We start from the raw sequence: 25,767 nt of genomic DNA, 5'->3' as shown, positions 1-25,767 counted from the left end.
CATGATGACGATGATTTCCGGCTGCGCTCCCGCGCCCTAGGGACCTTGGTCCCCTTCTCGGGGGGCGGAGGGCGGACGTCCGGCGGCGAGGGCGGCGGCCACCGTGCTGAACCGGTGGGCCCTGCGGTGCGTCGGGTGGGCGGCGGTGCGCCCGCCCCCGGCCAGGGTCTCCGGGGCGGCCCGGTAGAAACGGCGCTTGGCCAGCTCGACGAGGGCCAGGTAGGCGACCACCATCAGGCCCAGCACCGCGAAGAACGGGCCGGGCAGCGGCTGGAAGCCCAGGGCGCCGGCCAGCGGGGTGACCGGGATGACCGCGCCGAGCACCACGACGCTCAGGGCGGCGACCGTCAGCGGCAGGCTCGGACGGCTGCGGAAGAACGGCACCCGCCTGGTCCTGATCGCGAAGACCACCAGTACCTGGGTGGCCAGGGACTCGACGAACCAGCCGGTGCGGAACAGCGGCGGCCCGGCGTGCAGGACGCCGAGCATGACGGCGAAGGTGGCGAAGTCGAACAGCGAGCTGACCGGCCCGAAGAACAACATGAACCGCCGGATCGACGACACGTCCCACCGGGACGGGCGCCGCAGCTGCTCGGGATCGACGTTGTCGGTGGGGATGGCGAGCTGGCTGGAGTCGTAGAGCAGGTTGTTGAGCAGGATCTGGGACGGCAGCATCGGCAGGAACGGCAGGAACGCCGAGGCCGCGGCGGCGGAGAACATGTTGCCGAAGTTGCTGGACGTCCCCATCAGCACGTACTTCATGGTGTTGGCGAAGATCTGCCGGCCCTGGATGACGCCGTCGGCCAGGATGGCGAGGTCCTTCTCCAGCAGCAGCACGTCGGCGGCGTCCTTGGCGACGTCGGTGGCCGCGTCGACGGAGATGCCCACGTCGGCGGCGTGCAGCGCGAGCGCGTCGTTGACGCCGTCGCCGAGGAAGGCCACGTCCAGGCCGTTGCGCCGCTGGGCCCGCACGATGCGCGCCTTGTGCTCGGGGCTGACCCGGGCGAACACGACGGCCTGCTCGATGAGCGCGGCCAGCCGGGAGTCGTCGGCGTCCTCGACGTCCTGGCCGGTCAGCACCCGCCCGCCGGGCAGGCCGAGATCGGCGCACAGCTTGGCCGCGACCGCGGGGTTGTCCCCGGTGAGCACCTTGACGGTGATGCCGAGCCCGGCCAGGCGGCGCAGCGCCTGCTCGGCGCCGGCCTTGGGCGGGTCGAGGAAGACCAGCAGGCCGCGGAAGGCGAGGTCGTGCTCGTCGGCCTGGCTGAGGGTCGTCCGGCGGGCGGCGTCGCCGGTCAGCCGCCGGGTGGCCACCGCCACCACCCGGTTGCCGGCGGCGAACTCGGCCTCCAGGACGGCCCTGGCCCGGTCGGCGACCGAGGTGCAGCGCGCCAGCACGGCCTCCGGAGCGCCCTTGGTGACGATCATCCGGCCGTCGTCGTCCTCGACCAGGACGGAGGCGGTTCTGCGTTCGTGGTCGAAGGGCACGACGGCCAGGCGCCGGCCGGGCGGCCCGGGCCGGAGCGCGGCGGCGGCGGGCGCCTCCCACAGGGCGACGTCCAGGGGGTTGCCGCTCGCCGAGCGACCCGGTTCCCCGTCCTGGCCGCTGACGACGGCCTCGTTGCAGAGCAGGCCCAGCTCCAGGACGCGGTCGTCGGGGCTGCCGTCCGGCCCGAGTGAGCGCGTGAAGCTGATCCGTCCCTCGGTCAGGGTTCCGGTCTTGTCGGTGAACAGCACGTCGATGTCGCCCAGGTCCTCGATGCAGACCAGCCGCTTGACCAGCACCCGGTGCCGGGCCAGCCGGTGGGTGCCGGCGGCCAGGCTGGTCGAGACCACGGCGGGCAGGAGCTGCGGGGAGATGCCGACGGCGATCGCCAGCGAGAACAGCAGCGCGTCCAGCACCGGGCGGTGCAGCACGAGGTTGACGACGAAGATCCCGGCGGTGAGCGCGGCGGCGACGCGCACCAGCAGCATGGAGAACCGGCGCAGCCCGATCTGGAACTCGGTGTCCGGATGACGGTCGCCGAGCCGGAGCGCGATGCGCCCGAACTCGGTCCGTCCGGCGGTGGCCACCACCACGCCGGTGCCGGACCCGGCGTGCACGACGGTGCCCATCAGCGCGCAACTGGCCAGCTCGGCCAGCGCGCGGTCCGGGGCGACGGGCTCGACGGCCTTGGTCACCGGCAGCGACTCGCCGGTCAGCACCGACTCCTCGCACTCCAGCCCCGCCGACGACACCAGCCGCAGATCGGCCGGGACGATGTCGCCCAGCCGCAGCGTGACGACGTCGCCCGGGACCAGCGTGACCACGTCCACCAGCCGGGGACCGCCGTCCCGCAGGGCCAGGCAGCGGTGCCGGATCTGGGAGTGCAGCGCCTCGGCGGCCTTCTCCGCCCGGTACTCGTTGAAGAAGCCCAGCCCGACCGACACCGTCAGGATCACGCCGATGATGATCGCGTCCGTCGACTCGCCGAGGAAGAACGACGCGGCGGCGGTGACCGCCAGCAGGATCAGCAGGGGCGAGCGCAGCTGGCGGGCCAGCACCGCGACCCGCCGGGCCCGGTGGGTGCGCAGGGAGTTGGGGCCCACGGCGGCCAGGCGGCGCTCCGCCTCGGCCTGGCTCAGACCGCCGCCGGTGGCGCCCAGCCGGGCCATGACGTCGTCGACCGGCAGCGCGGCCGCGACCGCGACGTCCAGCGCGCCCTCTCCGGTCATGTCACTGTCCGGGCCGTCCCGCCCGGCCTCCCCCTGGTTCTGGTAACCGGCCCGTCGCCAAGACAAAGGCAAAGGCGCTCCACGCCCGTCCCAACGCCCGTCCCGACGCCCGTCCCGACGCCCGCCGACGCGGCGACGTGCCGTCAGTCCCGCGGCCGGACGACCGCCACCGGGCAGCGGGCGTGGTGCAGCACGCCGCGGCTGACCGACCCGAGCAGCGCCGATCCCAGCCCGCCGCGCCCGTGCGACCCCACCACCAGCAGGTCGGCGTGGTCGGAGGCCGCGGTGAGCGCGTCCACGGGGTGCGCCGACGGCGTCTCCCGCACGACGACGACCTCGGGGTAGTCGGCGGCGAACACGTTCACCCGATCGTCGACGACCTGCTGCTGTGCGGCGCGGACCTCGTCCATGGCGTAGGCGGCCTCCGGCGCGAACGCGTGCACGGGCAGCTGCCAGGCGTGCAGCACCCGCAGCGTGGCGGCCCGCAGCCGGGCCTGCTCGAAGGCGTGGGCCAGGGCGGGCTCGCACTCCGGCGAGTCGTCCACCCCGGCCACCACCTCGCCGCGCACCTGCTGCCGGTCGCCGCGCACCACCACGACGGGACAGCGGGCGTGCCCGGCGACGTGCGTGCTGACCGAGCCCAGCAGCGCGCCGGCGAACCCGCCGAGGCCGCGGCTGCCGAGCACGATCTCGGCGGCCTCCTTCTCCTGCCCGCGCAGCACGACCGCCGGCAGACCTTCGACGTCCTGCGTCGTGACCTCGACGGACGGCTGCCGTTCCCGGGCCAGCGCCTCGGCCTCCCGCAGGATCCGCTCGCCCTCGTCCGCCGGCAGGTCGGGCGCCCAGCCCGGGGAGAACCGGTGGATCTGGTACGGCGTGCGGTCCACGGCGTGCACGATCCGCAGCGGCAGCCGCATGCGGAAGGCGTCGTCGGCGGCCCATGCGACGGCGGCGCGCGAGGCCACCGAGCCGTCGGCTCCAACAACGATCATGATGTTCCCTCCTTCGTCACCTCCCATGAGACCCGGCCTCCCGCTGTCCCTCGCAGAGCCGAAGGTCGGCCGGGCCAGGGCCGAAGGGCCTTCCCCGATGCCGTCCGGCGAGGGCGGGCGGCCTCGACGGCGTCCCGCCGTCCGTCGCCGCGGCCTGCACCACGACCACGGGACACGGCGGCAGGCGCAGGCACGACAGCAGCACCGCGCCCAGCCGCCCGTCCCCGGCGGGCCGCGCGGCGGAACCGAGCACCAGCAGGCCGGCCCCGCGCGCCTGGTCCGCGAGCGCCGTCTCCGGGCGGCCCCGCACGAGCCGCGCCTCGACGGCGACGCCGGGGAACCGGTCCATGACCAGGGCCACCGCCTGATCGAGCACGGCGCTCGCACGCGCCTCCTCGAACCCGGCGGGCCGGGACGGGCAGGGCGCGTACGGCGCCCTGTGCTCGATCGAGGACTCCCAGGCGTGCACCACGACCAGCCGCGCCCCGCGACGGGCCGCCTCGTCGGCGGCCCACAGCAGCGCGGCCACGCAGTCCTCGGTGCCGTCGGTCCCGGCCACGATCAGGCGAATGCTCATATCTCCACGATCCGCCCGCACGACCTGGGCGGAACAGGGCCGAAGGCCCCGCTTCCGGTGACTTTCGACCCTGCCGCCGTCCGGCCGGTGTCCGGAGGCTGGAGGGGCGGGGAGACCTGCACGTTTACCGCCCTGAGCAGGGCGAAGACTAGATCCTGAAGACACCTCGCAGCGATTCCGCCGGCCCGAGGGCCACGGCGGGCAGGAAGGACATCCACGTGACGCCCTCGTCCTCTGGCCTGTCGTCGGCGGAGGCAGCCGTCCGCCTGGAACGCGACGGCCCCAACCTGCTCCCGCGCAAACCGCCCACCCCGCTGTGGCGGCGCGTCGTCACCCAGCTCCGCGATCCGCTGATCATCGTGCTGCTGATCGCGGCGGCGCTGACCGTCGGCACCGGCGACTGGACGGACGCCGCGGTGATCGCGCTGGTCATCGTGGTCAACACGGCCGTCGGCGTGACGCAGGAGGTGCGCGCCGACCGCGCCATCACGGCCCTGGCCGAGCTGGCCACCCCCGAGGCCCGCGTGGTGCGCGACGGCCACCAGCGGCGGATCCCGGCCGGTGACGTCGTGGTCGGAGACCTGCTGGTGCTCGCCGAGGGCGACATCGTCCCGGCCGACGCCGAGGTGGTGGAGTCGGCGGCGCTGCTGGTCGACGAGTCGGCGCTGACGGGCGAGTCCGTCCCGGTGGACAAGGACGCGGGCGCGGCGGTCTCCTCGGGCACCGTCGTGGCCCGCGGCAGGGGCCGGGCGGTGGTCACCGCGATCGGCGCGGCGAGCGCGAGCGGGCGCATCGCCTCCCTCATGGTCAAGGGGGCCGGGCTCACGCCGCTGCAGCGCCGCCTGGTCGGGGTCGGACGGCTGCTGGCCGGTGTCGCGGTGCTGCTGTCGGCGCTGGTGCTGGTCCTGGGCCTGGTCCGCGGCCAGCCGGTCGAGCTGATGGTGGTGACCGCGATCAGCCTGGTGGTCGCCGCCGTGCCCGAGTCGCTGCCCGCGGTCGTGACCCTGAGCCTGGCCCTGGGCGCCCGCCGGATGGCTGCCCGTGACGCGCTCGTCCGCAACCTGCCCGCCGTGGAGACGCTGGGCTCGGTGACGGTGCTCGCCACCGACAAGACGGGCACCCTCACCGAGGGCCGGATGGTCGCCCGGCACCTGTGGACCCCGGCGGCCGAGGCCGCGGTCACCGGCTCCGGCTACGCGCCCGACGGCAAGATCACCGGCGGGGACCCGGACGAGTTCGCCGAGCTGCTGACCGCCGCGGCGCTGTGCAACGACGCCCGCCTGCGCCCGCCCCAGGAGAACGGGGAGGAATGGACGGCGCTGGGCGACCCCACCGAGGCCGCGCTGCTGGCCGCCGCCGCCCGGCTCGGCCTCGACCGCGCGGACCTCCAGGAACGGTTCCCCAGAATCGCCGAGCTGCCCTTCGACAGCGACCGCAAGCGGATGAGCACGGTGCACCTGCTGCCGGGCGGCGGCGTCCGCCTGATCTGCAAGGGCGCCCCGGAGGCGCTGCTGCGCCCGGACGTGCTGGCCGACGACCCGGAGCTGCCGGCCCGCGCCGCCGAACGCGCCGACCGGTTCGCCCGGGACGGCTACCGCGTGCTGGCGGTCGCCGCCGCCGACCTCGACGCCGTCCCGCATCCCGTGCGGGAGGACGGGCTGAGGCTGCTCGGGCTGGTCGCGATCCTCGACCCGCCGCGTGAGGCGGCGGCCGCGGCCGTGGCCGACTGCGCGCGGGCCGGCATCAGGACGGTCCTCATCACCGGCGACCATCCGGGCACCGCCCGCGCGGTCGCCGCCGACCTCGGCATCATCCGCGTCGGCGACCGGGTCGTCGACTGCCGCGAACCCGGCGCATTCGACAACGGCCCGGCCGGCGTCTACGCGCGGGCCACCCCCGAGCAGAAACTCGACATCATCGAGAGCCTGCGCACCCGGGGCGAGGTCCTGGCGATGACCGGCGACGGCGTCAACGACGGCCCGGCGCTGCGCCGCGCCGACATCGGGGTGGCCATGGGCAGGCGCGGCACCGAGGTCGCCCGGCAGGCCGCCGACCTCGTGCTCGCCGACGACAACCTGGACACCGTCGTGGCGGCCGTCGAGGAGGGCCGCCGGGTCTACGCCAACATCCGCCGGTTCCTGGTCTACGGCCTGTCGGGCGGCGCGGCGGAGATCGCGGTGATGGTGCTGGGCCCGTTCCTCGGGTTGCCGCTGCCGCTGCTGCCCGCGCAGATCCTGTGGATCAACCTGCTCACCCACGGCCTGCCCGGCGTGGCGCTGGGCGGGGAGCCGACGGTGCCGGGAACCATGTCGCAGCCGCCGCGTCCGCCGGGTCAGAGCATCATGGGGGCGGGCCTGTGGCAGCGGGTCGTCCGCATCGCCGTGGTGCTCACGGCCGTCACCCTGGGCGTCGCCGTCTGGGGGGCGATGACCGGGCGGCCCTGGCAGAGCATGGCCTTCTTCGCCCTCGGCGCCACCCAGCTCGGCGTGGCGCTGGGCACCCGGACGCGTCCCGGCACCCTGGCCAACCCGATGCTGCTGCTCGCCGTGGGCGGCGCGTTCGTCCTGCAGCTGGCCGGGATCTACCTGCCGCCGCTGCGCGAGCTGCTCGGCACCCGGCCGCTGTCGCCGGGGGATCTGCTGGTCGTCGTCGCGCTGTCCACGCTGGGCTACGCGGCCGCCCGCCTGGACCGGATCCTGCACCCGTCCCCCACTCCCGCGCAGGACTGAGAACGGCGCCCGGCGGAGAACCGCCGGGCGCCGTTTCAACAGTCGTCAGGACGCGGGCACCGGGAAGGACGCCGCCAGGCTCTCGCCCCACTGCCTGGCCCGCTCCAGCTCGCCCGGCACCAGCGGCCCCTGCGTCCCGGTCACGTAGAAGCTGCACGGCGGCACGGCGAGCCGGACGCCGAGGCGGCGCAGCCGCTTGGCGACCGCCCGGCCCGCCGAGCCCGGCAGGCGGGGCTTGGCCACGCGGGTGTCGAACGCCGCCGAGCAGAGCCCGGCCGACGACGTGCTGAGCGTGGCCAGCCACTCGCGCACGCCCCTGCCGCGCGACACCAGCGGCCCGGCGGCCTGCTGGGCGGCCGACTCGCGGGTGGAGGCCCGGCTCATGGAGAAGGCGTGCGTCGGGCCGCCCACCACCAGGAGGGTGACCTCGTCCCCCACGTGCGCGGGGGCCGAGCCGACCTCCGCCACCTCGGCCCGCATCCGGGTGGCCAGCCCCTCGGCCACGGCCTGGGCGATCCGCTCGGTGTTGCCGTACATGGACTCGTAGACGACCAGTGCCTTCATCTCACGCCTCCCGCCGTTCCGGCAGGATGGGTTCGAGGTGGAACATCCCGGTCACCACCTCGCTCGGCTCGGGCCGCGGCGCGATCCGTCCGGCGACCGCCGACAGGACGTCCCGGGCGGTGATCAGGCCCACCAGGCCGTCGTCGGACAGCACGGGCACGGCGTCCACGTCGGCGTCCAGCATGGCGGCGGCGACCCTGCTCAGCGGGGTGTCCGGCCCCACCCGGGGCGTGCGCGCGCCGCCGAGCAGGTCCCGCACCTCGCGGCCGGCCTGCTCCTGCGGCCCGCCGGACCAGGACGCGGCCAGGCACTCCCTGGTCAGGATGCCCAGCAGCCGCCCTCCGTCGAGGACCGGCAGGTGGTGCACGCCGGCCCGGCGCATCAGCTCCCAGGCCATCAGCGGCGACTCCTCGGCCTTGACGGCCACCAGGACCCGGCTCATGACCTGTCCCGCCGTCGGCGACCCGTTCATGACCTGTCCAGCCGTCGATGACCCGTTCATGACCGCTCCTCCGCGTCCGGCCGGACCACGGCGACCGGGCAGGTCACGTGGTGCAGCACGCCGTGGCTGACCGAGCCGAGCACGGCGGAGGCGAACCCGCCCCGGCCGCGCGAGCCCACGACGACCAGGTCGGCCGATCCGGCCGCCTGCATCAGGGCGGTGACCGGGTGGGCGCACGGCTGCTCGTCGGTGATGACCAGGTCCGGGTTGGCCTCCCGCCAGGGCACGACCCGCTCGCGCGCCGCGCCGGTCTCCTCGCGCATCAGGTCCTCGATCAGGCTGTTGTACGTGACTGCGTACGGGGAGAAGACGGGCATCTGCCAGGCCGAGACCACGTGCAGCCGGGCGCCGCGGGCCCTGGCCTGCTCGACGGCGTACTCCATGGCCGCCTGCGCGTCCTGCGACCCGTCGTAGCCCACCACCACCCTGCCGTGCTCCGCGACGGCGGCGGGGGCGCGGACGACCACGACCGGCCCGGACGCGTGCCCGGCCACCGCCAGGCTCACCGAGCCGACCGTCATCCCGGCGAACCCGCCGAGCCCCCGGCTGCCCAGCACCACTCCACGGGCCGTCGCCGACTCGCGGATCAGCTCCCCGGCCACGTTCCCGGACAGCAGCTCCGTCGTCACCTTGACGTCGCCGGCCAGCGCGCGGGCCCGGTCGGCGGCCTCCGCCAGCAGGCGGGCGCAGTGCTCGGCGTTCGCTTCGTGCAGCCACTGCGGGCCGACGTGCACGAGACGCAGGTCCAGGCCCCGCCGCCGCGCGTCGGCGGCCGCCCATTCCACCGCTCCGGTCGCCGGGACGGACCCGTCCACACCGACGACGATGTGAGTGCTCATCGCGCATCTCCTTCACCGGTCGAAGCTCTCACCCTCAGGCTCCTACGGGCGGCGGCGCGGCGCCGGAGGAGGAAGTCCCGCCCGGCAGGGCCGTTGGTCCTCATCGGCGTCGCGGGGAGAAGATCTGGCACGATCCGGTCACGCCATCGGCTCACCCTCCCCACGCTCTGTAGTGTCGATGAGCGCCCCCTCCTCGCGCAGTAGCCCGCTCAACGTGAGGACGTCCTCATGACCGAAGAAGCGGTTCCCCCCGTCGCAGCGCCCGCCGCGCCCGCCCGCACCGGCGACCTGCTGGAAAGACCCCAGCTGGCGGAGATGTTCGCCCTGGCCAAGAAGTTGGACGGCACCTGGCCGGTCTTCGCTCGGAGCCTGGATCCCGCCGACGACCCGGCATCCCTGCGCGGCCGCTACCGGGCGGTGGCCGCGTCCACCGCCCGCTGGTCGGTGCGGCGCAAGCACGTCGAGGACTGCGTGAGCGCCTGGGTCCTGCTGCCCATGCTCGGCGCGGCCGTCGTCTTCGTGGTCTCGGTGTTCTCCGTCACCTCCGTGCAGAAGATCTTCCTGGCCGTCGTGGGTCTCACGGTCTTCATCTGGGGCTCCGTCTGGGTCGAGAACCGGCGGCATCGCCCGCTCTTCCGCTACCTCCTCGACCCGCTGATCACCATGCTGGGAATCGGCTGCTTCCCGGCCGCCCTGTACCTCCGCCACGCCACCGGCCCGGCGTGGGCGGTCGACCTGGCGGGCCGGGCATGGATGCCGATCCCCCAGAGCATCGGCACCGTCTGCTGCGCCCTGGTCCTCGGGATCATCCCGGTCAAGGCGGTGATGTGGCAGTGGGACCGCGAGTCCCGCGCCTCGCCCACCGAGCCGCTCTTCGAGCAGCTGGCGGCCATCCTGGCCCGCGCCGAACCCGACCGCCGCGGGCAGCTCCCGCCGGGGACGCGCAGGGAGATCCTCGCTCTCCTGGGCAAGGTCTCCTTCCTGCTGCGGGTCGGCATCCCGACCGCCGCCCGCGGCGGGACGCCGCTGACCAGGGCCGTGGTCCGCGCCCGCGCGGTCGAGGCGTCCAGGGCCGTCATCGACCTCCAGCTGTGGGTGGCGCTGCCGTCCCCGACCGCCTTCGACGACCTCCGCACCCGCGTCGCCGAGCTGACCCGCACGGTCATCACGGGCGAGTACGACCGGCTCCCCACCCGCGACACCACCCCGGAGGAGACCCGCCGGACGTGGCACGCCCGCGTCCTGGAGACCGTCCGGACCCTGGTCATCGCCCTGCTGCCGGTGGCCGGCCTGGTGGCCGCCGACCGGCTGGGCCTCAGGCTCCCGGCCCCCTTCGACGACGGCGCCATGATCGCCGTCGTGGCCTGGGCCGTCGTGCTCCTCCTGGGGTTCCTCGACCCGAACTTCGCCTCCCACCTCGCCGCCGCCCGCGACATGACCACGCTCCCGACGTTCAACCGGAACACCGACAAAGGCGCGTAGCGCGGCCCGGTCCCGTCAGGAGGACGTCAGCCGCGCGAGCGTCTGGTGGGCGATCTCCCACTCCTCGTCGGTGGGGATGACGAGCACGGGCACCTCGGCGCCGGGGACGGACACCGCACGCTCGCCGGACGCCCCCGCGGCGTTGAGCACGGGGTCCACCGCGATGCCGAGCCGCTCCAGCCCCGCCAGGCAGGCGGCGCGGGTGGCGGCGTCGTGCTCGCCGACGCCGCCGGTGAGCACGATCGCGTCCACCCGGCAGCCGAGCAGCGCGTGGTAGGCGCCGACGTACTTGCGGATGCGCCGGGTGTAGATCTCCAGGGCCAGCCTGGCCTCGTCGTCGTCGCGGGCGCGTACCTGGCGCATGTCGCCGGACCCGGTGAGCGCGAGCAGGCCGCCGCGGTGGCTGAGCTCGTGCTCCACCTGCTGGGCGTCCAGGCCGCCGGTGCGGGCCAGGTACGCGGCCAACGCCGGATCGACGTCGCCCGAGCGGGTGCCCATGACCAGCCCTTCCAGCGGCGTCATGCCCATGGAGGTGTCGACGCTGCGCCCGCCGGAGATCGCGGTGGCGCTGGCGCCGTTGCCGAGGTGGAGCACGATCAGGTTGAGCCCGGCGAGGTCGCGGCCCAGGACGGCGGCGGCGCGGCGGGAGACGTACGCGCACGAGGTGCCGTGGAAGCCGAAGCGCCGCACGCCCTGCGCCCGCCACTCGCGCGGCACCGCGTACGTGTACGCCTCGGGCGGCAGCGTGCGGTGGAACGCGGTGTCGAACACGGCCACCTGCGGCACGTCAGGGAACACCTTGAGCGCCAGCCGGATGCCGGTCAGGTTGACCGGGTTGTGCAGGGGCGCGAGCGGGGCCAGCTCCTCGATCGCGGCGATGACGTCGTCGTCGATCAGCACCGCGTCGGTGAACCGGGTGCCGCCGTGCACCACCCGGTGCCCGACCGCGACCGGCGCCGGCTCGGGCCCGGCGGCGGCGAACGCCGCCAGCATCGCCTCCAGCCCGTCCCCGTGGCTGGGGAAGGGACGTTCCCGGACGTACGGCGGCCCGTCCCCGCCGTGGTGCGTGATCCGCCCGCGGTCCTCGCCGATGCGCTCGACCAGCCCTCGGGCGGCGCGCTCGCGGGTGTGCGGATCGACGAGCTCGTACTTGATGGAGGAGGATCCCGTGTTCAGCACGAGAATGGGGTCGGCCATGCCCATGACCCTAAGTCCGTTCCGGGGGTCGGGTGGCGGCACGGATCTCGTTCGGGACTTCCGGCCCTACCGGCCCGGTCGCGTCCCGCGTTGTGATGGGAGAGCCACGAGGCCGCCACCCCGGACGGAGCGGGCCGTGGGACGACCGTCGTGGCAAGCTGACCTGGAAGACCGACGACTTCGAGTGGGAGGCCAGACAGCGATGCTCGTCCGCGAGGTCATGAGCAGCCCGGCCGTCACCGTCCGCGACACCGATCCGGTGCGGCGGGCCGTGCGGGTCCTGCACGGCCACGACATCACCGCCGCGCCCGTCGTCGGCGACGACGGCCGGCTCGTCGGCGTGGTCAGCGAACTGGACCTGCTGCGGGGGGAGTTCGAGCCCGATCCCCGCGCGACCGTCCGCCCGGCCGCGCCGGCCGACGAGCCGCCGCCCCGCCAGGTCATGGACGTCATGAGCCGCGACGTCGTCACGGTCACCGAGACCACCGACGTCACCGTCGCCGTCGATCTCATGGTCCGCGAGCGGGTCAAGAGCCTGCCCGTCGTGACCGGCGGCCGGATCGCCGGGATGGTCAGCCGCCGTGACCTGATGGCCATGCTCGCCCGCCCCGACGAAGACCTGCGCCAGGCGGTCGAGGCCGCGCTGCGCGAGCAGTACCCGGCGGGCCCGAGCTGGGACGTCTCCGTCCGCGACGGCGTGGCCGAGCTGCGCGGGCCGTCCCGGCAGCAGGCCGACCACATCGCCGGCGTGCTGGCCCGCACGGTGCCCGGCGTCGTCCGGGTCAGACATGTCCGGCCGTCGCCGTGAAACGGGCCGTCAGTGTGAAACTGGCCGTCGCCGTGAATCCGGCCCGCACGGTCAAGACCGCCGTCGCTGTGACGACCGGCCGTCCATGACGTGGTCGCCTTCTCGGCCGGGTCAGCCGACCAGCACGTCGTCGCCGGCGCCGACGCCGATCGCGGCCAGGCCGTCGCGCATCGACCGCGGGGTGACGTCGTCGTCGAAGCGACGCCGGTCGACGACGCGGCCCGTGCGGGCGTCGAGCTTGACCAGTGTCGTCGTGTCCTCGGCGACGTAGGTGTGCACGCCGTCCGTCAGCACGGTGCCATCGCGCGCCGCGTCCAGGTCACGCCGCCAGGTGAGCGCGCCGTCGGCGATCCGGTAGGCGGTCACCGCGGTCTTCGAGCGCACGGTCAGCAGCTCGTCCGACACCCCCCATGGCGTTCCCGTACGGGTTGTCCCGCAGCCCCGCCGACGGGACGCCCTCGCCGCGGACCCCGAGGCCTGCGTCCCCCGTGGGGCAGGAGGCGGACGATCCGGAGGGGAAGGACCAGCGGCGACCAATGCCGCAGAACCGAAAGATCACCCGGCTGCCGCCAGTTCCGGACGCCCACCCCTGCAAGGGGCTCGGTGGCCTGCCCGGGGCTGTGATCCGGGTCGTTTGTGTCCGCCCCAGGGGCAGGGTCCATACTCGGGCGGTGTCCGATCTGATGACCACTGGACAGTTCGCCGCGCGGTCCAACCTGACGCTCAAGGCGCTGCGGCTCTACGACGCCAAGGGGCTGCTGCCGCCCGCCGAGGTCGATCCCCGCACCGGTTTCCGCCGTTACGGCCGGGCGCAGCTCGCCGTGGCCCGGCGCATCACGCTGCTGCGCGCCATCGACATGCCGCTCGCCGAGGTCGGCAGGGTGCTGCGGCTGGACGGCCCCGCGGCGGTCGAGGCCATCGCGAAGCACTGGAGTCACCGCGAGGAGCAGTGGCGGGCACGTCAGTCGCTGCTGACCTACATCCGGCAGGTCTTCCTGGAGGAGGCGACCCCCGCGTACGAGGTGCGCCTGCGGGACGTGCCCGAGCAGCGCGTGATCTTCATCCACGGCCATGCGCGCGCCTCCGGCCTGGCGGACTTCATCACGGACGCCTCGGCCGCGCTCTTCGCCCACCTGGGGGCGGCCGGCGGCTGCCTGTCCGGGCCGCCGTTCGCCGTCTTCCACGGCACGGTGGGCGAGGACTCCAACGGCCCGGTGGAGGTGTGCCTGCCGACCGGGAGCCCGATCGAGCCCGCCGGCCGGATCGGCGTCCGGCTGGAGCCGTCCCACCGGGCCGCGTACGTCGAGGTCAGCAAGGAGCGGTCGCACTACCCGGCGATCCTGCCGGCGTACGACACGCTCAAAGCCTGGCTGGACGACCACGGGCTGGTCCCGGCGCTGTCCATGCGCGAGATCTACCACCCGAACCGGGAGACGGCGGCCCCGGCGGAGCACGTCACCGACGTGGTGGCCCCGTTCGCGCCGCCCTCCTGAGCGACGGCCCTCGGCGCGGCTCGGGCCGGGCCGCGCCGAACAGCCAGGGTCATCGTGTCCAGGTCCGCCTCTGGTTGGTTCCGTCGGAGTCTCGCTTCATGGTTCCGCCCGTTCGTGTGTCAACGCCAACAAGTCGCGGTGCCCGCGGGACGGAGCAAATACGAGCCCGACGACCCCGTCAAGAGGCCCCGAAGCCCGAAGCGCCCGAAACGCGCCCTCACCTCGGACCGGCCGCCGCCCGCCCCCGTGAAACTTTCACGACCCGTCGGCCGAAAACTTTCGACAGCTAGCGGCCCTGGATGACATGCCCACACCAGCAAGACGGCTCCGAAAGTTTTACCCGAATCTTGACAACTTTCGGCGAGATCCACACACTGAGTGCCCGAGCCCGGCTCCCCCTACCCGCTCCCGAACGCCCTGGGCGCACCCCTCCGAAGTGCGTCCGCACGACCTTCCCCCCCATGATTCGCGTACGGAGGCTCAAGCATGCGTGTCAACGCCATGTCCCCACCGACCGCCGGACGGCCGCTCCGCGCGCGCCGCCGGGCGCTGATCACCGGCGCACTCGGCGCGCTCGGCCTGCTCACGGCACTGGCGACGGCGATTCCGGCCGATGCCGCGGCGAGCACGCTCGGCGCGGCCGCCGCGCAGAGCGGCCGCTACTTCGGCACCGCCATCGCCGCGGGCAAACTCGGCGACTCCGCCTACACGACGATCGCCAACCGCGAGTTCACCATGGTGACGGCCGAGAACGAGATGAAGATCGACGCCACCGAGCCCAACCGGGGGCAGTTCACCTTCACCAACGGCGACCGGGTCTACAACTGGGCCGTGCAGAACGGCAAGCGGGTACGCGGCCACACCCTGGCCTGGCACTCCCAGCAGCCCGGCTGGATGCAGTCGTTGTCGGGCAGCTCGCTGCGCCAGGCGATGATCGACCACATCAACGGCGTCATGTCCCACTACAAGGGCAAGATCTACGCCTGGGACGTGGTCAACGAGGCCTACGCCGACAGCGGCGGCGGCCGGCGCGACTCCAACCTCCAGCGCACCGGCAACGACTGGATCGAGGTGGCCTTCCGCACCGCACGCGCCGCCGACCCGGCCGCCAAGCTGTGCTACAACGACTACAACATCGACAACTGGACCTGGGCCAAGACGCAGGGCGTCTACAACATGGTCAAGGACTTCAAGGCCCGGGGCGTGCCGATCGACTGCGTCGGCCTGCAGTCGCACTTCAACGGCAACAGCCCGTACAACAGCAACTACCGCACGACCATCCAGAGCTTCGCCGCGCTCGGCGTGGACGTGCAGATCACCGAGCTGGACATCCAGGGCGGCTCGGCCACCACGTACGCCAGCGTCGTCAACGACTGCCTGGCGGTGCCGCGGTGCGCCGGCATCACCACCTGGGGCGTGCGCGACACCGACTCCTGGCTCGGCTCCGGCGCCGCCGCGCTGCTCTTCGACGGCAACGGCAACAAGAAGGCCGCCTACACGGCCGTGCTCAACGCGCTGAACGGCGGCGGCACGACACCGCCGCCCGGCGGCGGCGCGGGGCAGATCAGGAGCACGGCCGCCGGCCGCTGCGTGGACGTGCCCGGCTCCAGCACCACCGACGGCACGGCCGTCCAGCTCTGGGACTGCAACGGCCAGAGCAACCAGCAGTGGACCCAGACCTCGGCAGGGGAACTGAAGGTGTACGGCAACAAGTGCCTGGACGCCGGAGGCACGGGCAACGGCGCCAAGATCCAGATCTACTCCTGCTGGGGCGGCGACAACCAGAAGTGGCGCGTCAACACCGACGGCACGATCGTGGGCGTGCAGTCCGGGCTGTGCCTGGACGCCGTGGGCGGCGGCACCGGCAACGGCACGGGGCTGCAGCTGTACACCTGCTGGGGCGGCAGCAACCAGAAGTGGACCTACAACGCGGGCGCCGCGTGAGCGTCACCGGCCCGTCGCGCCGGGGCCCGGCACCCCGGCGCGACCTCGCCCGCTGACCACCCCCTTCCCCGGCCCGGCGAGGCCGGGGAAGGGGGCCCGGGTGACGCCCGTGAAACTTTCATGGTGACGGGCCGTCTCCTTGGAGACAGAACTCCAGGCGGGAAGGCACGCACAGGACGAAGCCCGGCTCGGCCGGCAATCCCCTCGTTGACACCGGAACGGACCGTCGGTTGTACTCCCTCACTACGGAGTAGTCCCATCGGCAAGACGATGTTAGCGCTAACAGTCCCATTCAGCCCAAGGAGCCCCGACATGTCACAACCGCCGGCACGGGACACGACGGTGACCCGATCGGCTAGTTGTTAGCGCTAACAACGCCGGCCGAAAGACCAGGCAACGGCCCTTCGAAGGCCCTGACCTGCTGCCCCCGTGACCGGCCCCGGCCGTTCACCGCCCCCCATCCCAAGGAGCTACGCATGTCCTTGAGCCGCCGTCAGCTCTTCCAGGCCACGGGCGCGACCGCCGCGCTCTCCGTCGTCGGTCAGATGGCCGGCGCGTCCCCCGCCCTGGCCGCAGTCCCCTGGAGCAGGCCCGACCTCGGCGTCTCAGCCTACGAGTTCGACCTCGGCCAGGTCCGGCTGACCTCCGGCCGCCTGCTGGACAACCAGAACCGCGCCCTCGCCTACCTGCGCTTCGTCGACGTCGACCGGCTGCTGTACGTCTTCCGCGCCAACCACCGGCTGCCCACCGGCGGCGCCGCGCCCAACGGCGGCTGGGACGCGCCCGGCTTCCCCTTCCGGTCGCACGCGCAGGGCCATTTCCTGACGGCCTGGGCGCAGGCGTACGCCGTGCTCGGTGACACCGCCTGCCGCGACAAGGCGCGCTACATGGTGGCGGAACTGGCCAAGTGCCAGGCGAACAACCCGGCCGCCGGGTTCACCGGCGGTTACCTGTCCGGTTTCCCGGAGTCGGACTTCACGGCCCTGGAGAACCGCACGCTGACCAACGGCAACGTGCCCTACTACTGCGTCCACAAGACCCTGGCCGGGCTGCTGGACGTCTGGCGGCTGATCGGCGACACCCAGGCCAGGACCGTGCTGCTCGCCCTGGCGGGCTGGGTGGACGCCCGGACGTCGCGGCTGTCCGCCGCCCAGGCGCAGGCCATGCTCGGCACCGAGTTCGGCGGCATGAACGCCGTGCTGACGGACCTGTACCAGGCGACCGGCGACCCCCGCTGGCTGGCCACGGCCCAGCGGTTCGACCACGCGGCCGTGTTCGACCCGCTGGCCGCGAACCAGGACCGGCTCAACGGCCTGCACGCCAACACCCAGGTGCCCAAGTGGATCGGCGCGGCCCGCGAGTACAAGGCGACGGGCGCCACCCGCTACCGCGACATCGCCGTCAACGCCTGGGCCATCACGGTCGGCGCGCACACGTACGTGAACGGCTCCAACAGCCAGGCCGAGCACTTCCGCGCGCCCGGCGCGATCGCCTCCTACCTGACCAGGGACACCGGCGAGGCGTGCAACACCTACAACATGCTCAAGCTGACCCGGGAGCTGTGGCTGCTGTCCCCCGACCGGGCCGACTACTTCGACTACTACGAGAACGCCCTGCTCAACCACCTCCTCGGCCAGCAGAACCCGGCCGACGCGCATGGGCACGTCACCTACTTCACCCCGCTCAACCCCGGCGGACGGCGGGGCGTCGGACCGGCCTGGGGCGGCGGCACCTGGAGCACGGACTACGGCACGTTCTGGTGCTGCCAGGGCACCGGGATCGAGACCAACACCAAGCTCATGGACTCGATCTACTTCCACGACGACACCACCCTGTTCGTCAACCTGTTCGTGCCCTCCGTCCTCGACTGGAGCCGGCGCGGCATCACGGTCACCCAGACCACCTCCTATCCGGTCAGCGACACCACGTCGCTGCAGGTCACCGGCAACGTGAGCGGATCGTGGACGATGCGCGTCCGGATCCCGGCCTGGACGCAGGGCGCGACGATCAGCGTCAACGGGGTCCGGCAGGACATCGCGGCCGCGCCGGGCAGCTACGCCGGCCTCACCCGGTCGTGGTCGTCCGGCGACACCGTGACCGTGCGCCTGCCCATGCGGGTGGTCATGAAGGCCGCCGCGGACAACCCCGGCGTGCAGGCCGTGACCTACGGCCCGGTCGTGTTGTCGGGCGACTACGGCGACACCGTCCTGTCGTCGGCCCCGGCCCTGAACCCCTCCTCGATCACCCGGACCGGCGGCTCCTCCCTGGCCTTCACGGCCACGGCCGACGGCGCGCCGGTGCGGCTCGGGCCCTTCCACGACGCCACCGGCCACAACTACGTCGTCTACTGGAACGTCCAGGGCGGGACCGGCACGGCGAGCTTCCGGCTGGTCAACGCGGCCAGCGGGCTCGTCCTGGGCATCAGGGACATGTCCACCGCCGACGGCGGCGCGGCCCTGCAGTGGACGGACAGCGGCACCGCCGACCACGACTGGGTCCTGATCGTCGACGGGAACGCCCTGCGGTTCCGCAACGCGCACAGCGGCAAGGTGCTCGGCGTCGAGAACATGTCGACCGCCGCGGGCGCCCGGGTGCTCCAGTGGGGCGACACCGGCACCGCCGACCACCGCTGGACGGTCACCGACGCCGGCGACGGCTCCGTCAAGATCCGCAACGTCCACAGCTCCAAGCTGCTCGGCATCCTGAACGGCTCGACCGCGAACGGCGCCCAGGTGGTCCAGGACGCCGACGACGGCAGCCCGGACAACCAGTGGCGGTTCCTGCCGAACGGCGCGCGGCGCCTGCAGAACGTGGGCACCGGGATGGTGCTCGGGGTCACCGGCATGTCCACGGCCGACGGCGCGCTCGTCGTCCAGTGGGGCGACAACGGCACCGCCGACCACCTGTGGACCGCCATCAACGACACCGGCGGCTACCTGCGGCTGCGCAACTCCCACAGCCAGAAGGTGCTGGGCGTGGAGAACATGGGCACCGCCGCCGGGTCGCGGGTCGTGCAGTGGGCCGACAACGGCACCGCCGATCATCGCTGGCGGCTGCGCCACGGGTCGGGCGCCGCCTTCCGCGTCCAGTGCGCGAGCGGCGGGCGGGTCCTCGGCGTCGCCGGCGCGTCCCAGGGCGCGCAGGTCGTGCTCGCCGACGACAACGGCTCGGACGACAACCTCTGGAGGTTCCTGTGAGACGTGTCCTCGCGGCCGTCACGGCCCTGCTTCTCGTGGGCGTGCTGCTCACCGCCCAGGAGGCGTCGGCCGCGACGGTCGACACCAACGCCTGGTACGTCCTGGTCAACCGCAACAGCGGCAAGGCCCTGGACGTCTACAACCTGTCCACCGCCGACGGCGGCCGCATCACCCAATGGACCAGGAACAACCAGAACCAGCAACAATGGCAGTTCGTCGACTCAGGCGGCGGCTACTACCGCATCAAGTCCCGCCACTCCGGCAAGGTCCTGGACGTCTACAACTTCTCCACCGCCAACGGCGGCCCCATCGTCCAATGGACCGACCTCAACGGCGCCAACCAGCAATGGAAACTCGCCGACAGCCCCGACGGCTACGTCAGACTCATCTCCCGCCACAGCAACAAGGCCCTGGAGGTCCAAGGAGCCTCCACCGCCGACGGCGCCAACATCGTCCAGTACGACGACTGGGGCGGCGCCAACCAGCAATGGCAACTCGTCCCGGTCAGCGGCAACGGCGGCGGCAATTACGCCAATCCGGTCGTGTGGCAGGACTTCGCCGACGGTGACATCGTCCGGGTGGGCGACGCCTACTACTACTCGGCCTCGACCATGCACTACTCGCCGGGCGCGCCGATCCTGCGTTCGTACAACCTGGTCGGCTGGGAGTACGCCGGGCATTCCGTGCCGAGGCTCGACTTCGGCTCCGGCGCCTACGACCTCAACGGCGGCCGGGCGTACGTGAAGGGCATCTGGGCCTCGGCCTTCAACTACCGGCCCGGCAACGGCACCTTCTACTGGCTCGGCTGCGTCGAGTTCAACCGGACCTACGTCTACACCGCCTCCGCCGTGGACGGCACGTGGACCAAGCGCTCACAGATCAACAACTGCTACTACGACGCCGGCCTGCTGGTCGACTCCGACGACACCATGTACGTCGCCTACGGCAACAGCACCATCAGCGTGGCCCAGCTCTCGGCCGACGGTCTCAGCCAGGTGCGCGCGCAGCAGGTGTTCCAGACGCCGAGCAACGTCGGCACCCTGGAAGGATCCCGCTTCTACAAGCGGAACGGCTACTACTACATCTGGCTGACCCGCCCCGCCAACGGCCAGTACGTGCTCCGCTCGACCTCGCCATGGGGCCCGTACGAGATGCGCCAGGTCCTGCTCGACCTGCCCGGCCCCGTCGCCGGCGGCGGCGTCCCGCACCAGGGCGGGCTCGTCCAGACGCAGAACGGCGACTGGTACTACATGGCGTTCGTCGACGCCTACCCCGGCGGACGCGTCCCGGCTCTGGCGCCGATCACCTGGACCGGCGACTGGCCGGTCGTGCAGACCGTCAACGGCGGCTGGGGCGTGAACTACCCGAAGCCGAACATCCAGACCAGCCGGACCGTGACGTCCATGATCGGCCCCGACGCCTTCACCTCGGCCACGCTCGGCCCCCGCTGGGAGTGGAACCACAACCCCGACACCAGCCGCTACTCCACCGGCAACGGCCTGCGCCTGCAGACCGCGACCGTCACCGGCGACCTCTACGCCGCCCGGAACACGCTGACCCACCGCATCCAGGGCCCGTCCTCGACGGCGACGATCGAGCTCGACCCCTCACAGATGGCCGACGGCGACCGCGCCGGGCTGGCGATGCTGCGCGACCAGTCGGCCTGGATCGGCGTCAAACGCGACAACGGCGTCAACCGGGTCGTGATGACCAACGGCCTGACCATGAACGGCTCGTGGCAGACCACCGGCACCGGCGTCGAGGCGGCGAGCGCGAACGTCCCGGGCGGCCGGATCTGGTTGCGGGTCACCGCCGACATCCGGCCCGGGTCCGGCCGTCAGGCCCGTTTCTCCTACAGCACCGACGGCAGCACCTTCGTGGGCCTCGGCCCGGCCTTCACGCTGAACAACGCCTGGCAGTTCTTCATGGGTTACCGCTTCGGCATCTTCAACTACGCCACCAAGTCCCTCGGCGGCGCGGTCACCGTGCGCCGCTTCGACCTGACCACCCCCTGACACGGCATCGGAGCACATGGTGAAACTCAGTCCCCTGACCGTCCTCGCAACGGTGGCCGCGTTACTGGCGAGCCTGCTGGTCGCCGTCCAGCCCGCCGACGCGGCCACCGTCGACACCAACGCCTGGTACGTCCTGGTCAACCGCAACAGCGGCAAGGCCCTGGACGTCTACAACCTGTCCACCGCCGACGGCGGCCGCATCACCCAATGGACCAGGAACAACCAGAACCAGCAACAATGGCAGTTCGTCGACTCAGGCGGCGGCTACTACCGCATCAAGTCCCGCCACTCCGGCAAGGTCCTGGACGTCTACAACTTCTCCACCGCCAACGGCGGCCCCATCGTCCAATGGACCGACCTCAACGGCGCCAACCAGCAATGGAAACTCACCGACAGCCCCGACGGCTACGTCAGACTCATCTCCCGCCACAGCAACAAGGCCCTGGAGGTCCAAGGAGCCTCCACCGCCGACGGCGCCAACATCGTCCAGTACGACGACTGGGGCGGCGCCAACCAGCAATGGCAACTCGTACGGACGGACGGTGGCAACCCCGGCATGTGTGACCTCCCCTCGACCTACCGCTGGACCTCGACCGGCCCGCTGGCGACCCCGAAGGCGGGCTGGGTCTCGCTCAAGGACTTCACCGTCGCCCCCTACAACGGGCGGCATCTGGTCTACGCCACGACCCACGACACGGGGACGAAGTGGGGGTCGATGAACTTCAGCCCGCTCGCCAGCTGGTCCGACATGGCCTCGGCCACACAGAACACGATGTCCTTCTCAGCCGTCGCCCCCACGCTCTTCTTCTTCGCCCCCAAGAACGTCTGGGTGCTCGCCTACCAGTGGGGCGGGCCCGCCTTCTCGTACCGGACCTCCACCGACCCCGCCAACCCCAACAGCTGGTCGGCGCCGCAGACGCTCTTCTCCGGCAGCATCTCGGGGTCCGGGACGGGCCCCATCGACCAGACGGTCATCGGCGACAACACTGACATGTACCTGTTCTTCGCCGGGGACAACGGCAAGATCTACCGGGCGAGCATGCCCATCGGGAACTTCCCCGGCAGTTTCGGCACGGCCTCGACCGTGGTCATGAGCGACACGACGAACAACCTGTTCGAAGCCGTCCAGGTCTACAAGCTCCAGGGCCAGAACCGGTACCTGATGATCGTCGAGGCGATCGGCGCGCAGGGCCGCTACTTCCGCTCGTTCACCGCCACCAGCCTGAACGGTTCCTGGACGCCCCAGGCCGCGACCGAGGGCAACCCGTTCGCCGGCAAGGCCAACAGCGGCGCCACCTGGACGAACGACATCAGCCACGGCGAGCTGGTCCGCACCGGCGCCGACCAGACGATGACCGTCGACCCGTGCAACCTGCAACTCCTCTACCAGGGCCGCAGCCCCAGCTCGGGCGGCGACTACGGCCTCCTGCCCTACCGGCCGGGGGTGCTGACACTGCAGCGCTGACGCCGTGAGCCGGTGACCCTCGCGGCTCCCACCTGAAATGCCACGGGCCCACCCCTCCGCCGAGGGGTGGGCCCGTGACGGGTCCGAGCTACCTGAGCCAGGCGTTGCGGCGGACGATCGGCAGGTTGCCCAGCCCGAGCGTGGCGCCCGCGCCGGCCATGGCCAGGCCGATCAGGACGATGGCGTAGACGATGTGCTCGTCCAGGAACGGATTGTTGGCCAGCGGGAGCTCGGCCGCCCACATCAGGGTCAGCATGAGCGTGCCGGCGACCGCCGCGATCCGGGTGCCCACGCCCAGCACCAGCGCCAGGCCGATGCCGGCCAAGCCGGCCATGAACAGCCAGTCCACCCACGCCTGACCCGCCAGGGTCGAGAACAGGCCGCCCAGCGCGTTCTCGCCGGTGCCCTTGAGGAAGCCCGTCGTCGGGCTGCCGCCCGCGATCCACGCCTTGCCCGCCGGGGTCGCGAACCCCCACCCGAACGTCTTGTCCAGGAACGCCCACAGGAAGATCCAGCCGATCGCGATCCGGGCGACGGCCCAGACGTAGTCGACCGGGGTACGCGCCGCCTGCACGGGGGCGACGTCCATCACGGGCCGGTTGATGGTGGTGGCCATGGCGGGCCTCCCTTTCGGTGGGGGGTGTACGTCCTTGTCTCACCCCTATTCCACTGCGGGCGCCCGCTCCCGGTCAGTGTCGTACGCCCCTCGCTGGAAGGACCTTGGTCCTCAGGGCCGTCCGTTCCGTGGCCGCCCGGCCGGGCCCGGTCCTTCGGCTGCCGGAGGTGGGACTTTGGGCCCTGTCCCGGTGGCCGGCGTTCTCGTAGCTTCGCTTCGGGGGCATCGTGCTTCCGCTGACGAACGCCGGCCACCGGCCGCCCGCCGAAGGTAAGGAGACGGACATGGGTTCTCAGGCGCGGCCTGGCACGGGCAGGCGGGCGGTGCTGAAGGTCGTCGGCGACCTGGACCTGGCCACGCAGGCGGGGTTCCGCGCCCGGATCGCCGCCGCCCTCGCCGAGCAGGGCACGCGGCTCGTCCTCGACCTCAGCGGGGTGACCTTCATGGACGCCCGCGGGCTGGCCGCGCTGGTGGCCGCGCGCGACCTGGCGGCCGCCCGCCACGGCAGCCTCCGGCTGACGGGGGTGACGCCGGCCGTCCTGCGGTTGCTGGAGGTGACCCGGCTCGACCGGACCTTCTCCCCGGTCTCCCTCGCGGACGTCCGCCCCGCCGCGTGAACGGCGCTCAGCGGGGTGTGCGGGTCTGTTCCCAGCGGTGCAGCAGGCCGGGCAGCTCGGCGAGCAGGAACCGGTAGAAGTCGCGCATCTCGGCCAGCCGGGTGTGGACCGGGTCGCCGGAGGCGGTGGTGGCGACGCCGGTCTCGGCGAGCGGCAGCGGGAATCGTTCGAGCACTTCGGCGAGCTCATCGCGGAGATCTTCAAGCTGGCGGCGCTGCTGGTGTTCGGAGCGCTGATCACGCCGTCGCTGCTGGGCTCGGTGGGCTGGCAGGGGTGGCTGTTCGCGATCCTGGCTCTGATGGTGGCGCGGCCGGCGGCGATCTGGCTGTCGTTCCTGCGTTCCGGGCTGACGGTGCGCGAGCAGGCGGCGGTGGCGTGGTTCGGCCCGAAGGGGTTCGCCTCGGTGGTGTACGGGCTGCTCGTGCTCGCCTCCGGGATCGCCGCCGCGCAGCAGGTGTTCCAGATCGTCGCCGTCACCATCGTGGCCTCGATCCTGCTCCACTCCTCCACCGACATCGTGGTGGCCCGCGGCTTCGACGACGAGCACGACGTCCCGGCCTGGTTCGGACGGCTGCGCAGACGCGACCAGCCGCCCTGAGACGCCTTCGCCCGCAAGAGCGGGAGATCGCCGCTATCGCAGGCCCGTGAGCAGCGCGTCGAGGCCCGCCTTCACCGCGGAGGCCGTACGGCCCCGGTGGACGACCAGGTTGGCCGCGACCGGCGCGAGCAGGGCGTCGGCGAGGAAGCCCGCGTCCGCCTCCGGCTCGATCTGCCCGATCAGCATGACCAGGTGCTGGTGGTACGCCTCGTAGGCCCCGCCGAAGCGGGTGAACTCCCCCGCGGTCTCGGCCATCAGCAGCAGGTCAAGCTGGGCGAAGGTGCGATCGGTCAGCGCGTGCAGGAAGGCGCGTAGCCGCTCGATCTCCGGCGCCCCGGGGCCCAGCGGCGGCGGGCCGGTCAGGAACGCCTGCTGGAACTCGCGTTCCTTCTCGTCGATGAGCGCGTACGCCAGGCCCGACCTGTCGCCGAACCGCCGGTACAGGGTGCCGATGCCGACGCCCGAGGCGGCCGCGACGTCGGCCATCGCCAGCCCCTTCATTCCCGCGGTGGCGACGATCTCCGCGGCCGCCGCGAGGATCTTCGACCGGTTCCTGGCGGCGTCAGCCCGTTCCTGTGCCACGGGTTCACCTTATCGGCTGGAAAAACGGAACTGGTTCCGTATATCCTCAACCGGAATCAGTTCCGTATAGTGGAGGACACATGCTCGACGGCAAGGGCGTACTCGTCACCGGCGGCAGCAGGGGCATCGGCGCGGCCATCGCCCGCCGCCTGGCCGCGGCGGGCGCCGATGTGGCGATCACCTACGCGACGGCGGCGAGCCGCGCGGAGGGCGTGGTGAAGGAGATCGAGGCGCTCGGCCGGCGCGGCCTGGCCATGGCCGCCGAGGCGACCGACGCCGAGGCGCTCCAGTCGGCCGTCGCCCGCACCGTCGCCGCCTTCGGCCGGCTCGACATCCTGGTGAACAACGCCGGAATTGCGCCCTTCGGCCCGCTGGAGGACGTCTCCCTGGACGAACTCGACCGCACCCTCGCCATCCACGCCAGAGCCGCCTTCGTCACGTCGCAGGCCGCCGCACGTCACCTGCGGGCCGGCGGGCGGATCGTGAACATCGGCAGCAGCCTGGCCGAACGCGTCCCCTACCCCGGCTGGACCCTGTACTCGATGAGCAAGTCCGCGCTGATCGGCCTGACCAAGGGCCTCGCCCGCGATCTCGGCCCCCGTGACATCACGGCCAACCTCGTCCACCCCGGCTCCACCGACACCGAGATGAACCCCGCCGACGGCCCCGACGCCGACGCCGAACGCTCCTACACCGCCCTCGGCCGCTACAGCACGCCGGACGACATCGCCGCCACCGTCCTCCATCTGGCGGGCCCCGCCGGCCGCACCATCACCGGCACGTCCATCACCGTCGACGCCGGCACGACGGCCTGACCTGCGACGGCCACTCGATG

22 protein-coding genes are annotated in these 25,767 nt (G+C 72.6%); 11 read left to right on the top strand and 11 right to left on the bottom strand.

What is annotated here, in order from left to right:
• Positions 1–36: 36 nt before the first annotated feature.
• The 3 genes from mgtA to ACFYUV_RS35230 all read right to left on the bottom strand — a co-directional run bounded on the left by mgtA (position 37) and on the right by ACFYUV_RS35230 (position 4,284).
• Entirely contained in the window at positions 37–2,715 is a 2,679-nt protein-coding gene (mgtA, locus tag ACFYUV_RS35240) for a magnesium-translocating P-type ATPase (protein WP_387676467.1), read from the bottom strand.
• 143 nt (positions 2,716–2,858) lie between these two features.
• Positions 2,859–3,707, bottom strand: a complete 849-nt coding sequence (locus ACFYUV_RS35235; RefSeq protein ID WP_387676464.1) for a universal stress protein — start codon at positions 3,705–3,707, stop codon at positions 2,859–2,861.
• A 16-nt stretch (positions 3,708–3,723) separates the two neighbouring features.
• Positions 3,724–4,284, bottom strand: a complete 561-nt coding sequence (locus tag ACFYUV_RS35230) for a universal stress protein (protein ID WP_387676461.1) — start codon at positions 4,282–4,284, stop codon at positions 3,724–3,726.
• 218 nt (positions 4,285–4,502) lie between these two features.
• On the opposite strand from ACFYUV_RS35230, the gene ACFYUV_RS35225 reads away from it, so the two are divergent.
• Positions 4,503–7,013 (top strand): cation-translocating P-type ATPase, encoded by a 2,511-nt coding sequence (locus tag ACFYUV_RS35225; RefSeq protein WP_387676458.1) that lies wholly within the window; start codon positions 4,503–4,505, stop codon positions 7,011–7,013.
• Positions 7,014–7,058: 45 nt separating this feature from the next.
• Here ACFYUV_RS35225 and ACFYUV_RS35220 read toward each other — a convergent pair whose 3' ends face one another.
• Genes ACFYUV_RS35220 through ACFYUV_RS35210 form a run of 3 tightly spaced genes read right to left on the bottom strand, consistent with a single transcriptional unit; the run spans position 7,059 to position 8,918 of the window.
• On the bottom strand, positions 7,059–7,577 hold the full coding sequence (locus ACFYUV_RS35220) for a flavodoxin family protein (RefSeq protein WP_387676455.1): 519 nt from the start codon (positions 7,575–7,577) through the stop codon (positions 7,059–7,061).
• Between the two features lies 1 nt (position 7,578).
• Entirely contained in the window at positions 7,579–8,079 is a 501-nt protein-coding gene (locus tag ACFYUV_RS35215; RefSeq protein WP_387676452.1) for an HPP family protein, read from the bottom strand.
• Positions 8,076–8,918: a universal stress protein gene (locus ACFYUV_RS35210; protein ID WP_387676449.1), complete on the bottom strand. Its 843-nt coding sequence runs from the start codon at positions 8,916–8,918 to the stop codon at positions 8,076–8,078. The genes ACFYUV_RS35215 and ACFYUV_RS35210 overlap by 4 nt, the downstream gene beginning before the upstream one ends.
• Before the next feature lie 228 nt (positions 8,919–9,146).
• Here ACFYUV_RS35210 and ACFYUV_RS35205 point away from each other — a divergent pair, with 228 nt between their 5' ends.
• On the top strand, positions 9,147–10,400 hold the full coding sequence (locus ACFYUV_RS35205; RefSeq protein ID WP_387676447.1) for a hypothetical protein: 1,254 nt from the start codon (positions 9,147–9,149) through the stop codon (positions 10,398–10,400).
• 15 nt (positions 10,401–10,415) lie between these two features.
• On the opposite strand, the gene ACFYUV_RS35200 is transcribed toward ACFYUV_RS35205, so the two are convergent.
• The gene (locus tag ACFYUV_RS35200) at positions 10,416–11,597 is read right to left on the bottom strand and encodes an acetate/propionate family kinase (RefSeq protein WP_387676445.1); all 1,182 of its coding nucleotides are present in this window, start codon (positions 11,595–11,597) and stop codon (positions 10,416–10,418) included.
• Between the two features lie 202 nt (positions 11,598–11,799).
• On the opposite strand from ACFYUV_RS35200, the gene ACFYUV_RS35195 reads away from it, so the two are divergent.
• On the top strand, positions 11,800–12,405 hold the full coding sequence (locus ACFYUV_RS35195; protein ID WP_387676442.1) for a CBS domain-containing protein: 606 nt from the start codon (positions 11,800–11,802) through the stop codon (positions 12,403–12,405).
• A gap of 111 nt (positions 12,406–12,516) precedes the next feature.
• On the opposite strand, the gene ACFYUV_RS35190 is transcribed toward ACFYUV_RS35195, so the two are convergent.
• On the bottom strand, positions 12,517–12,942 hold the full coding sequence (locus tag ACFYUV_RS35190) for a PQQ-binding-like beta-propeller repeat protein (RefSeq protein ID WP_387676439.1): 426 nt from the start codon (positions 12,940–12,942) through the stop codon (positions 12,517–12,519).
• 134 nt (positions 12,943–13,076) lie between these two features.
• Between ACFYUV_RS35190 and ACFYUV_RS35185 the strand changes: the two genes are divergently transcribed.
• The 5 genes from ACFYUV_RS35185 to ACFYUV_RS35165 all read left to right on the top strand — a co-directional run bounded on the left by ACFYUV_RS35185 (position 13,077) and on the right by ACFYUV_RS35165 (position 22,519).
• Positions 13,077–13,898: a MerR family transcriptional regulator gene (locus ACFYUV_RS35185; protein ID WP_387676436.1), complete on the top strand. Its 822-nt coding sequence runs from the start codon at positions 13,077–13,079 to the stop codon at positions 13,896–13,898.
• 486 nt (positions 13,899–14,384) lie between these two features.
• Complete coding sequence (locus ACFYUV_RS35180; protein WP_387676433.1) at positions 14,385–15,842, top strand: endo-1,4-beta-xylanase; 1,458 nt, start codon at positions 14,385–14,387, stop codon at positions 15,840–15,842.
• A 476-nt stretch (positions 15,843–16,318) separates the two neighbouring features.
• Positions 16,319–19,039, top strand: coding sequence for a beta-L-arabinofuranosidase domain-containing protein (locus ACFYUV_RS35175; protein ID WP_387676430.1), 2,721 nt, complete (start codon positions 16,319–16,321; stop codon positions 19,037–19,039).
• Positions 19,036–21,054 carry an RICIN domain-containing protein gene (locus tag ACFYUV_RS35170; RefSeq protein ID WP_387676427.1) on the top strand — a complete coding sequence of 673 codons (2,019 nt, stop codon included), beginning with the start codon at positions 19,036–19,038 and terminating at the stop codon, positions 21,052–21,054. Before ACFYUV_RS35175 ends, ACFYUV_RS35170 begins: the two co-directional genes overlap by 4 nt.
• Positions 21,055–21,106: 52 nt before the next feature.
• The gene (locus tag ACFYUV_RS35165) at positions 21,107–22,519 is read left to right on the top strand and encodes a non-reducing end alpha-L-arabinofuranosidase family hydrolase (protein WP_387676424.1); all 1,413 of its coding nucleotides are present in this window, start codon (positions 21,107–21,109) and stop codon (positions 22,517–22,519) included.
• 88 nt (positions 22,520–22,607) lie between these two features.
• On the opposite strand, the gene ACFYUV_RS35160 is transcribed toward ACFYUV_RS35165, so the two are convergent.
• Complete coding sequence (locus ACFYUV_RS35160; protein WP_387676421.1) at positions 22,608–23,135, bottom strand: hypothetical protein; 528 nt, start codon at positions 23,133–23,135, stop codon at positions 22,608–22,610.
• 284 nt (positions 23,136–23,419) lie between these two features.
• On the opposite strand from ACFYUV_RS35160, the gene ACFYUV_RS35155 reads away from it, so the two are divergent.
• Positions 23,420–23,752, top strand: a complete 333-nt coding sequence (locus ACFYUV_RS35155; protein ID WP_387676418.1) for an STAS domain-containing protein — start codon at positions 23,420–23,422, stop codon at positions 23,750–23,752.
• A gap of 7 nt (positions 23,753–23,759) precedes the next feature.
• Here the strand turns inward: ACFYUV_RS35155 and ACFYUV_RS35150 are convergent, their stop codons facing one another.
• Positions 23,760–23,927, bottom strand: a complete 168-nt coding sequence (locus ACFYUV_RS35150) for a hypothetical protein (protein WP_387676639.1) — start codon at positions 23,925–23,927, stop codon at positions 23,760–23,762.
• On the opposite strand from ACFYUV_RS35150, the gene ACFYUV_RS35145 reads away from it, so the two are divergent.
• Positions 23,856–24,350 (top strand): cation:proton antiporter, encoded by a 495-nt coding sequence (locus ACFYUV_RS35145; RefSeq protein ID WP_387676633.1) that lies wholly within the window; start codon positions 23,856–23,858, stop codon positions 24,348–24,350. The genes ACFYUV_RS35150 and ACFYUV_RS35145 overlap by 72 nt on opposite strands.
• A 33-nt stretch (positions 24,351–24,383) precedes the next feature.
• Here the strand turns inward: ACFYUV_RS35145 and ACFYUV_RS35140 are convergent, their stop codons facing one another.
• Positions 24,384–24,932 (bottom strand): TetR/AcrR family transcriptional regulator, encoded by a 549-nt coding sequence (locus tag ACFYUV_RS35140; RefSeq protein ID WP_387676415.1) that lies wholly within the window; start codon positions 24,930–24,932, stop codon positions 24,384–24,386.
• An 80-nt stretch (positions 24,933–25,012) separates the two neighbouring features.
• On the opposite strand from ACFYUV_RS35140, the gene ACFYUV_RS35135 reads away from it, so the two are divergent.
• Positions 25,013–25,747, top strand: coding sequence for an SDR family NAD(P)-dependent oxidoreductase (locus tag ACFYUV_RS35135; protein ID WP_387676411.1), 735 nt, complete (start codon positions 25,013–25,015; stop codon positions 25,745–25,747).
• The last annotated feature ends 20 nt before the right edge of the window (positions 25,748–25,767 follow it).

It is taken from the genome of Nonomuraea sp. NPDC003560 (assembly GCF_042878785.1).
GTDB lineage: Bacteria > Actinomycetota > Actinomycetes > Streptosporangiales > Streptosporangiaceae > Nonomuraea.
Note: the sequence above shows the minus strand (reverse complement) of the source record. Positions and strands in the feature narration are given on the sequence as shown.

Excerpts from the sequence above, each read along its gene's own strand:
- mgtA (WP_387676467.1), bottom strand. The coding sequence starts at position 2,715 with ATGACCGGAGAGGGCGCGCTGGACGTCGCGGTCGCGGCCGCGCTGCCG.
- ACFYUV_RS35235 (WP_387676464.1), bottom strand. The coding sequence starts at position 3,707 with ATGATCGTTGTTGGAGCCGACGGCTCGGTGGCCTCGCGCGCCGCCGTC.
- ACFYUV_RS35230 (WP_387676461.1), bottom strand. The coding sequence starts at position 4,284 with ATGAGCATTCGCCTGATCGTGGCCGGGACCGACGGCACCGAGGACTGC.
- ACFYUV_RS35220 (WP_387676455.1), bottom strand. The coding sequence starts at position 7,577 with ATGAAGGCACTGGTCGTCTACGAGTCCATGTACGGCAACACCGAGCGG.
- ACFYUV_RS35215 (WP_387676452.1), bottom strand. The coding sequence starts at position 8,079 with ATGAACGGGTCATCGACGGCTGGACAGGTCATGAACGGGTCGCCGACG.
- ACFYUV_RS35210 (WP_387676449.1), bottom strand. The coding sequence starts at position 8,918 with ATGAGCACTCACATCGTCGTCGGTGTGGACGGGTCCGTCCCGGCGACC.
- ACFYUV_RS35205 (WP_387676447.1), top strand. The coding sequence starts at position 9,147 with ATGACCGAAGAAGCGGTTCCCCCCGTCGCAGCGCCCGCCGCGCCCGCC.
- ACFYUV_RS35200 (WP_387676445.1), bottom strand. The coding sequence starts at position 11,597 with ATGGCCGACCCCATTCTCGTGCTGAACACGGGATCCTCCTCCATCAAG.
- ACFYUV_RS35195 (WP_387676442.1), top strand. The coding sequence starts at position 11,800 with ATGCTCGTCCGCGAGGTCATGAGCAGCCCGGCCGTCACCGTCCGCGAC.
- ACFYUV_RS35180 (WP_387676433.1), top strand. The coding sequence starts at position 14,385 with ATGCGTGTCAACGCCATGTCCCCACCGACCGCCGGACGGCCGCTCCGC.
- ACFYUV_RS35175 (WP_387676430.1), top strand. The coding sequence starts at position 16,319 with ATGTCCTTGAGCCGCCGTCAGCTCTTCCAGGCCACGGGCGCGACCGCC.
- ACFYUV_RS35160 (WP_387676421.1), bottom strand. The coding sequence starts at position 23,135 with ATGGCCACCACCATCAACCGGCCCGTGATGGACGTCGCCCCCGTGCAG.
- ACFYUV_RS35155 (WP_387676418.1), top strand. The coding sequence starts at position 23,420 with ATGGGTTCTCAGGCGCGGCCTGGCACGGGCAGGCGGGCGGTGCTGAAG.
- ACFYUV_RS35135 (WP_387676411.1), top strand. The coding sequence starts at position 25,013 with ATGCTCGACGGCAAGGGCGTACTCGTCACCGGCGGCAGCAGGGGCATC.